This is a genomic window from Enterobacter cloacae complex sp. 2021EL-01169 (assembly GCF_020733125.1).
Classification (GTDB): domain Bacteria; phylum Pseudomonadota; class Gammaproteobacteria; order Enterobacterales; family Enterobacteriaceae; genus Enterobacter; species Enterobacter roggenkampii.
In genome coordinates this window covers 126,367-134,515 of the sequence record NZ_JAJFTC010000012.1, presented here as the reverse complement: position 1 = coordinate 134,515, position 8,149 = coordinate 126,367, and the positions used below count along the sequence as shown (strand labels likewise).

Annotated in this window: 7 protein-coding genes and 1 riboswitch; of the genes, 2 read left to right on the top strand and 5 right to left on the bottom strand. The window is 54.9% G+C overall.

Translation table 11 applies throughout. From position 1 onward, the window contains the following. Nucleotides 1-438 precede the first annotated feature (438 nt). Together murI and btuB are read right to left on the bottom strand one after the other, a co-directional pair. Nucleotides 439-1,290: a glutamate racemase gene (murI, locus tag LLF79_RS21690; protein ID WP_008501780.1), complete on the bottom strand. Its 852-nt coding sequence runs from the start codon at nucleotides 1,288-1,290 to the stop codon at nucleotides 439-441. Then, nucleotides 1,235-3,082, bottom strand: a complete 1,848-nt coding sequence (gene btuB, locus LLF79_RS21685) for a TonB-dependent vitamin B12 receptor BtuB (RefSeq protein ID WP_045336203.1) — start codon at nucleotides 3,080-3,082, stop codon at nucleotides 1,235-1,237. Before btuB ends, murI begins: the two co-directional genes overlap by 56 nt. A gap of 65 nt (nucleotides 3,083-3,147) precedes the next feature. Next, a riboswitch (cobalamin riboswitch) is annotated at nucleotides 3,148-3,324 on the bottom strand. A 104-nt stretch (nucleotides 3,325-3,428) separates the two neighbouring features. On the opposite strand from btuB, the gene trmA reads away from it, so the two are divergent. Beyond that, nucleotides 3,429-4,529 carry a tRNA (uridine(54)-C5)-methyltransferase TrmA gene (gene trmA / locus LLF79_RS21680; protein ID WP_100122243.1) on the top strand — a complete coding sequence of 367 codons (1,101 nt, stop codon included), beginning with the start codon at nucleotides 3,429-3,431 and terminating at the stop codon, nucleotides 4,527-4,529. An 89-nt stretch (nucleotides 4,530-4,618) separates the two neighbouring features. On the opposite strand, the gene LLF79_RS21675 is transcribed toward trmA, so the two are convergent. Both LLF79_RS21675 and fabR read right to left on the bottom strand, forming a co-directional pair. After that, nucleotides 4,619-4,978 (bottom strand): YijD family membrane protein, encoded by a 360-nt coding sequence (locus LLF79_RS21675; RefSeq protein WP_008501783.1) that lies wholly within the window; start codon nucleotides 4,976-4,978, stop codon nucleotides 4,619-4,621. Between the two features lie 9 nt (nucleotides 4,979-4,987). Further along, nucleotides 4,988-5,626, bottom strand: a complete 639-nt coding sequence (fabR, locus tag LLF79_RS21670; RefSeq protein WP_008501784.1) for an HTH-type transcriptional repressor FabR — start codon at nucleotides 5,624-5,626, stop codon at nucleotides 4,988-4,990. Nucleotides 5,627-5,822: 196 nt separating this feature from the next. Between fabR and sthA the strand changes: the two genes are divergently transcribed. Beyond that, entirely contained in the window at nucleotides 5,823-7,223 is a 1,401-nt protein-coding gene (gene sthA, locus LLF79_RS21665) for a Si-specific NAD(P)(+) transhydrogenase (RefSeq protein WP_008501785.1), read from the top strand. Here sthA and oxyR read toward each other — a convergent pair. Then, on the bottom strand, nucleotides 7,206-8,123 hold the full coding sequence (gene oxyR / locus LLF79_RS21660; RefSeq protein ID WP_008501786.1) for a DNA-binding transcriptional regulator OxyR: 918 nt from the start codon (nucleotides 8,121-8,123) through the stop codon (nucleotides 7,206-7,208). The genes sthA and oxyR overlap by 18 nt on opposite strands. Nucleotides 8,124-8,149 lie beyond the last annotated feature (26 nt).

The following is an 8,149-nucleotide window of genomic DNA, read 5'->3' as shown; positions in this document are numbered from 1 at the left end:
CATGTGTTAGGCCTGCCGCCAGCGTTCAATCTGAGCCATGATCAAACTCTTCAATTTAAGTTTGATGCTCGTGAATTAAACTTCGTAATGAATTACGTATGTTCACTCAGAGACTTGGTATTCATTTATTGTCCGAAGACATTAAGAATCCATGTCACTTTGAGTGCCCACACAGATTGTCTGATAAATTGTTAAAGAGCAGTGCAACGCGGCTTTCGCTCACCGTTGCGAGGTCCCGTATATTACGTTTTCCTCATTCAGAGTCAAGTGATTATTTTCGCTTTTCTCTGTTGGCGTTCATCTCTGAACCCCGCTAACCCGGCGGCCTGTAAGCCGTTGTTCCGTGTCAGTGGAGGCGCATTATAGGGAGTTCTCAGACGTTGACAACCCCTCTTTTAAAAAAAACTTTCAACCGTCTCTTTTTTGCTCAAAACCGTGCTATAGCGCCAGTTTTTCGAGCGTTTCAAAGCCATAACGGCGTAAAACGGGTAAAAGTTGTTCAGTTTCTTTTGTTAACGCCATACAAAACGCGATATTCGCATCCGTAGATTTCGCATCCGGGGCTTCATGCTCCAGCAACCAGGCCGTACGACGGGCAATAGCCGCTCCGGAATCCACCAGGCGTGTCCCCTCCGGCAGCACCTCTAATAACTCTTCATGGAGTAGCGGGAAGTGGGTACAGCCCAACACAACGGTATCCGGGGGTTCAGGCATCCGCAGCCACGGACGAAGAATACGACGCAGCTCGTCGAGTGATACCGCCTTGCCATGCAGCTTCGCTTCCGCCATCTCTACCAGCTCAGCCGAACCGAGCATCGCAATCTGGCATTCGTTGGCGAAACGGTCGATCAGCTCGCGGGTATAAGGACGCTTTACCGTACCTCGCGTGGCCAGCAGGCCCACAATGCCGTTCGCCGTCAGACGCGCGGCAGGCTTTATTGCCGGGACGACGCCCACAACCGGGAACTGGAATTTTTCACGCAGGGCGGGAAGAGAAACGGTGCTCGCCGTATTACACGCGATAACGGCCAGCGCAAGGGGATAACGCTGTTGTACCGCAGTGACGATTTCCACCACGCGCTCGACAATAAAATCTTCGCTCTTTTCCCCATACGGGAAAGCGACGTTATCGAAGGCGTAGATGTAATGGAGATCCGGCAGGAGATGCCGAATCTCATCATAGACCGAAAGCCCACCGACGCCGGAATCAAACACCAGCACGGTAGGGCGCGGATTAGAAGGTGTAGCTGCCAGACAAGGTGTATTCCCGTCCTGCAGTTTGGTAGCCATAAACTGTCTCGTAATCTTTATCGAACAGGTTGGCTATTTTACCACGAACTGTAAGGTGTGAGGTGACAGGATACGAAACTGCGACATCCCACAGGCTTACACCGCCCATTTTTACTTTCTCAGACGGGTAAGTACCAAAGTCAGTGTCGTAACGCGTACCGAGATAGTGATAAGTCAGGCTCCAGTCGAAATCATAGATCTGCGTGTCGAGCTGATATTTCACCTGCTGCTTAGCACGACGATCCAGAAGTTCGTTGGTTGCGGCATTTCGGGCATCTACGTAGTCATAGCCAACAGTATGCGTCAACGGACCCGTATCAAACGATGCTGTCGCTTCCACACCTTTAATGCGCGCTTTACCGACGTTGTAATATTGCTGGAGGTTATTATCGAAGTCGATGAGATTATCAACGTCATTACGGTAGCCGGATACGCGCCAGCTCACGCCCGCCGTCAGGCCTTCAAACGCACCTTCCCACTGCTTGCTCTCTTCTGGATCAAGATGGTCATTGCCATAGAAACCGTAGAGTTGACCCAGATTCGGTGCCTTATAGGCCGTACCATAAGAAGCAACGAAACGGTACCCCTCCACGAACTCCCAGGCCGCACTGCTTTGCCAGGTGCCATGACGACCGAACTGAGAGTTGTCATCGCTGCGAACCGCCCCTTCCAGGGTGAAGTCACCAAACTGCTGCAGCCCGGTCAGGTAGACGCCGGTGTTACGCAGGTCGTAGCCGTTGGTCACGTAGTTTGTACCCGGCTCGGTGCTCTGCTTCTGCCAGTCAACGCCCGCGCCAATGTTCCCATGGCCAACATCAACGGAGTTGAGCCACTGGACGTTGTACTGTTTGATTTCATCCAGCGTGGCTGTCGAATCGTAGCGGCCTAAATTTGGGTCGTAGTTATAGTCCTTGCTGTGGCTATAGCTGGTGAGCAGTTGCGAATGAAAGATGTCATCGTTGAAGCGCAATCCTGCATCCCAGGTCTGGCTATAGAGCTGGCGGGTATCGACCAGTACGTCAGGGGTAAAGGAGCTGTAGTAGCCGTCGTAGGCCGTACGGTTGCTGTAGCCAAAGCCGCGCACAAAACCGCTCCACTGGTCTGAGAATGCGTGATCCAGTGCGCCGTAGAGCGTTTTATTCATAAAGCCGTCGCGATCGGTCTGGGCAAGGCCACCATTGTTGCCGTCCGCAACCACATCAAACCCTTTGGTATAGGTGTAATCACCCGCAAGCGTGACGCTCGTGCTGTCGCCCAGTGTTTGCTGAGTACTGCCGCCATAATTCTGGTAGCCGTGCGAGCCTACGCCAGCATTCAGCGTGGTACCGTCCTTCGCACGAGTAGTAATAATGTTTACGACACCACCAATCGCGTCTGAGCCGTATACCGCCGAACGCGGTCCACGAACATATTCGATTCGCTGTACCAGGGAGATTGGGAACTGGCTGAGATCGGACGACCCCGTGACGCCCGCCTGGTTAAGGCGGATCCCATCAACAAGGATCAGGACGTGGCTGGAGTTGGTGCCACGGATAAAGAGAGAGGAGAGTTGCCCCATCCCACCACTTTGCGCCGTATCCACGCCGGGCAGGCGACGCATAACGTCCAGCACCGAGGTCGACTGCCAACGGTCAATATCGGCACGCGTCACAACCGAGGTTGCAGCCAGAATAGTTTTTTCAGGTTGTTCGAAACGATTTGCCGTCACCACCAACGAGTCTGCGCTATCCTGCGCCCAGCCCGAAAATGCCGTGACGGACAACGCCGTCAGCAGCGATACTTTTTTAATCATTGTTAAAGCATCCACAATATAAGAAGGATGCCGCAGGCCTCATCGATAGCACGCGATGATGAAACCAAATGCGACGTGATCCCGGCAGGTCTTCGGGCTAGGTGGCTATATAAGGATGAAGACTTCCCATTTTCACAGTGTCTACAACGCTCATCCCGCCAGTCTTTACCGCTGCGCGTCAGCTCCAGATTTACACTGGATTCCCTTTTCACTCTCAGGAGACCGGAAACAGAATGCTACAATTAGACACGTATGGATGTCCAGACAGCTATTGGCCATTAACTCTGGACATCCCCTGAACAATGCCTACAATCGCCGCGTAATTCTTTATCACTCAGGACGCATCATGACCCCAGAACACCTCCCGACAGAACAGTACGACGCGCAGCTGGCAGAGAAAGTCGTCCGCCTGCAAAGTATGATGACGCCTTTCAACGCGCCCGTTCCCGAGGTGTTCCGCTCTCCTGTCAGCCACTACCGCATGCGTGCAGAGTTCCGCATCTGGCACGACGGTGACGACCTGTACCACATCATTTTCGATCAGCAGACGAAATCCCGCATTCGCGTGGACAGCTTCCCGGCAGCGAGCGAGCTTATCAATCAGCTGATGACGCTGATCGTTGAAGGCGTGCGTAACAACCCGGTGCTGCGCCACAAGCTGTTCCAGATTGACTACCTGACCACGCAAAGCAATCAGGCCATTGTCTCACTGCTGTATCACAAAGCCCTGAACGACGAGTGGCGCGAGCAGGCCGAAGCCCTGCGTGATGCGCTGCGTGCGCAGAACATCAACGTTCACCTGATTGGCCGTGCGACAAAAACCAAAATCATGCTGGATCAGGACTACGTCGACGAGCGCCTGTCGGTGGCGGGTAAAGAAATGGTCTATCGTCAGGTGGAGAACAGTTTTACCCAGCCGAACGCCGCGATGAACGTGCAGATGCTGGAGTGGGCGCTGAAGGCGACGGAAGGGTCTAAGGGCGATCTGCTTGAACTTTACTGCGGTAACGGCAACTTCTCGCTGGCGCTGGCGCGTAACTTCGATCGCGTTCTGGCAACCGAAATCGCCAAACCGTCGGTGGCCGCCGCGCAGTACAACATTGCCGCCAACCATATCGACAACGTGCAGATCATTCGTATGGCCGCAGAAGAGTTCACGCAGGCAATGAACGGCGTACGCCAGTTTAACCGTCTGGAAGGAATCGATCTGAAGAGCTACCAGTGTGAGACGATTTTTGTCGACCCGCCGCGCAGTGGCCTGGACAGCGAAACCGAGAAGATGGTGCAGGCGTACCCGCGTATTTTGTACATCTCCTGTAACCCGGAGACGCTGTGCAAGAACCTGGAAACGTTAAGCCAGACGCACAAGGTTGAACGTCTGGCGCTGTTCGATCAGTTCCCGTATACGCACCATATGGAGTGCGGCGTACTGCTCACGGCGAAGTAATGTGGCCTTGTAGGGCAGGTAAGCGAAGCGCCACCTGCCAAAAAAGCCGGATGGCGCTTCGCTTATCCGGCCTACAATGACAAAAACCTTTACTCCGGTAACTGGCTTTTACGGCTACGCATGCGCGAGCCAATCCAGAACACCAGCGCAACAGACAGTACCGCAGGGAAGAAGTTAGAGCCGATATCCGGATACTCCGCGCGCACCACCGTGCTGTACAGCAATACGCCCAGAATAAAGCAGGCGGCGGCCAGCCCCGGTAACCCCACCGGCATGGTGCGGTTCAGGTAGCGTTGATGCAGGCAGTACACCGTCAGCACCAGCGCAATCAGCGGGAAAATCGAAAACGGCACGATGGAGCTAAAAATAGCGGCGAACGTACCATTAATGGATAAGCCAGCGATCAATGCCAGCAACAGCGTCCCTTTATCCTGACCTGACTGTTTCATTACTCACCTTCACTCTTCGGTTTGATGTGCCAGTTTCTCTTGTTCACGGCGATACCAGTAGTACGCGCCTTTGGAGATCATCCTGAGCTGCAATACCAGTCGCTCTTCAAGCTGCTTGCGTTGTTCAATGCTGACGTCCAGCGCTTCGGCACCTGCGCTGAAAACAATCGTCACCATCGCCTCGGCCTGTGCTTCGGTAAACGCACGCGGCATATGGTTTTCGAGTTCAAGATAGTCGGCAAGTTCCGCGATGAAGTGCTGAATTTCGCGCGCGACGGCGGCACGAAACGCCGCCGACGTGCCCGAACGCTCGCGCAGAAGCAGACGAAACGCGTTGGGGTTATTGCCGATAAATTCCATAAAGGTCGACACGGAGGTACGGATCACGCTGCCCCCTTTGGCGATACGCTGACGCGCCTGGCGCATCAGCTGGCGCAGCATCAAACCGCTCTCGTCGACCATGGTCAGGCCCAGTTCATCCACATCACGGAAGTGACGATAGAAGGACGTTGGCGCAATCCCGGCCTCGCGTGCGACTTCGCGCAGGCTCAAACTGGCAAAACTTCGCTCAGCACTCAGTTGACTGAATGCGGCTTCCACCAGCGAACGCCGGGTTTTCTCTTTTTGTTGTGCTCTTACGCCCATCACGATAGTTGAATCCTTCCAAAGGCCTGATGGCACTATACCAGAGAATAAAATTAATCTGTTTACCTGGCTTTGTGAATGATTGTTTACGTGCGGTTTGTGCTCCACTGCCGGAAAAAAGCACAACGATAATTGGGTTACTCTGGCAATGATGTTATGATTCTGTTGCTTTTATGTATAAGAACAGGTAAGCCTTACCATGCCACATTCCTACGATTACGACGCAATAGTTATTGGTTCCGGCCCCGGCGGCGAAGGTGCTGCTATGGGTCTGGTGAAACAGGGAGCCAGAGTAGCGGTCATTGAGCGCTACCATAATGTCGGCGGCGGTTGCACCCACTGGGGCACCATCCCTTCGAAAGCCCTCCGCCACGCCGTTAGCCGCATTATCGAATTTAACCAGAATCCTCTTTACAGCGACCACTCCCGACTTCTTCGTTCCTCTTTTGCCGACATCCTGAATCACGCGGATACCGTCATTAATCAGCAGACGCGCATGCGTCAGGGGTTTTATGAGCGTAACCACTGTGAAATTTTGCAGGGCAACGCGCATTTTGTGGATGAACACACCCTGGCACTCGAATGCCACGACGGGTCGGTTGAAACCATCACCGCTGAAAAATTTGTGATTGCCTGCGGTTCACGCCCGTACCATCCGGCCGACGTGGACTTCTCGCACCCGCGCGTCTACGACAGCGACTCGATTCTGAGCCTGCACCATGAACCCCGCCACGTCATTATCTATGGCGCAGGGGTCATTGGTTGCGAATATGCGTCGATCTTCCGCGGAATGGACGTCAAAGTTGACCTGATCAATACTCGCGACCGCCTGCTGGCCTTCCTCGATCAGGAGATGTCGGACTCCCTCTCCTACCACTTCTGGAACAGCGGCGTGGTGATTCGCCACAACGAAGAGTACGAGAAGATCGAAGGCTGCGACGACGGGGTGATCATGCACCTCAAGTCAGGCAAGAAGCTGAAAGCGGACTGCCTCCTGTACGCCAACGGCCGTACCGGCAACACCGATTCCCTGCAGCTGGAAAATATCGGGCTTGAAACCGACAGCCGCGGTCAGCTGAAGGTCAACAGCATGTATCAGACCGCCCTGCCGCACGTTTACGCGGTCGGCGACGTGATTGGCTACCCAAGCCTGGCCTCCGCCGCTTACGACCAGGGACGCATTGCGGCTCAGGCGCTGGTGAAGGGCGAAGCGACGGCGCATCTGATCGAAGATATCCCGACGGGTATCTACACCATCCCGGAAATCAGCTCAGTCGGCAAAACCGAGCAGCAGCTGACGTCAATGAAGGTGCCTTACGAGGTGGGTCGTGCGCAGTTTAAACATCTGGCGCGGGCGCAAATCGTGGGGATGAGCGTGGGTACGCTGAAAATTCTGTTCCATCGCGAGACGAAAGAGATCCTCGGGATTCACTGCTTTGGTGAACGCGCCGCGGAAATCATTCATATCGGCCAGGCGATCATGGAGCAGAAAGGTGGTGGTAACACCATTGAGTACTTCGTCAACACCACCTTTAACTACCCGACCATGGCGGAAGCCTATCGGGTAGCCGCGCTGAACGGCTTAAACCGCCTGTTTTAACGCGCTGTCAAAATGGCCATCCATCGCACCGCGGATGGCCTCTGCCAGCTGCTCATAGCGGCTGCGCAGCGGTGAACCCGGGCGATAAACCAGGCCAATCGTACGACGCGGCTCTGGCTTAATGCACGGCAAGTAGACCACGCCATCACGCTTACGCTCGTGCGGCACCGCCAGCGCAGGCAGCAGCGTAATACCGCTTCCCGCCGCGACCATATTTCGCAGGGTTTCCAGGCTGGTTGCGCGGAAGTGGGTATCTTCATCAGCACCCGCTTCGAAACAGAAGCCCATCGCCTGGTCGCGCAGGCAGTGGCCATCTTCCAGCATCAGCAGCTTTTCACCCGCCAGATCGGCCATCGGCACGCGATCGCGGTTCGCCCACGGGTGATCTTCATAGATCGCCAGCATCATCGGCTCATCGAACAGCGGCACTTCAATAAAGGCTTCACTCTCTTTTACCAGTGCCAGAATGGCGCAGTCGAGCTTGCCGCTGTCCAGCTGCGCCAGCAGCTGATGCGTCTGCGCTTCATGCAGGTACATTTCGAGTTTCGGGAACGTCTGGTGCAGCATCGGAATGATGTGCGGTAACAGGTACGGGCCAACGGTTGGGATCAGGCCAATATGCAGCGGGCCGGACATGGCCTCCCCCTGCTGGCTTGCCATTTCCTTGAGCACTTTGACCTCGCGCAGCACGGTGCGCGCCTGATCCACCAGCAGAAGACCTGCCTGTGTGAACAGAACCTTACGACTGGTGCGCTCCAGCAGCATCACGCCCAGCTCGTCTTCAAGCTTGCGGATCTGGCCGCTCAGCGTGGGCTGGCTGACGTGGCAGGAATCTGCCGCGCGGCGAAAGTGACGATGCTCGGCTAACGCTACCAGGTATTCAAGATCACGAATATTCATTATTCATCCTCCGTCGCCACGATAGT

Coding starts and splice junctions, on each gene's coding strand:
- murI (WP_008501780.1), bottom strand. CDS start 1,290: ATGGCTACCAAACTGCAGGACGGGAATACACCTTGTCTGGCAGCTACA.
- btuB (WP_045336203.1), bottom strand. CDS start 3,082: ATGATTAAAAAAGTATCGCTGCTGACGGCGTTGTCCGTCACGGCATTT.
- trmA (WP_100122243.1), top strand. CDS start 3,429: ATGACCCCAGAACACCTCCCGACAGAACAGTACGACGCGCAGCTGGCA.
- LLF79_RS21675 (WP_008501783.1), bottom strand. CDS start 4,978: ATGAAACAGTCAGGTCAGGATAAAGGGACGCTGTTGCTGGCATTGATC.
- sthA (WP_008501785.1), top strand. CDS start 5,823: ATGCCACATTCCTACGATTACGACGCAATAGTTATTGGTTCCGGCCCC.
- oxyR (WP_008501786.1), bottom strand. CDS start 8,123: ATGAATATTCGTGATCTTGAATACCTGGTAGCGTTAGCCGAGCATCGT.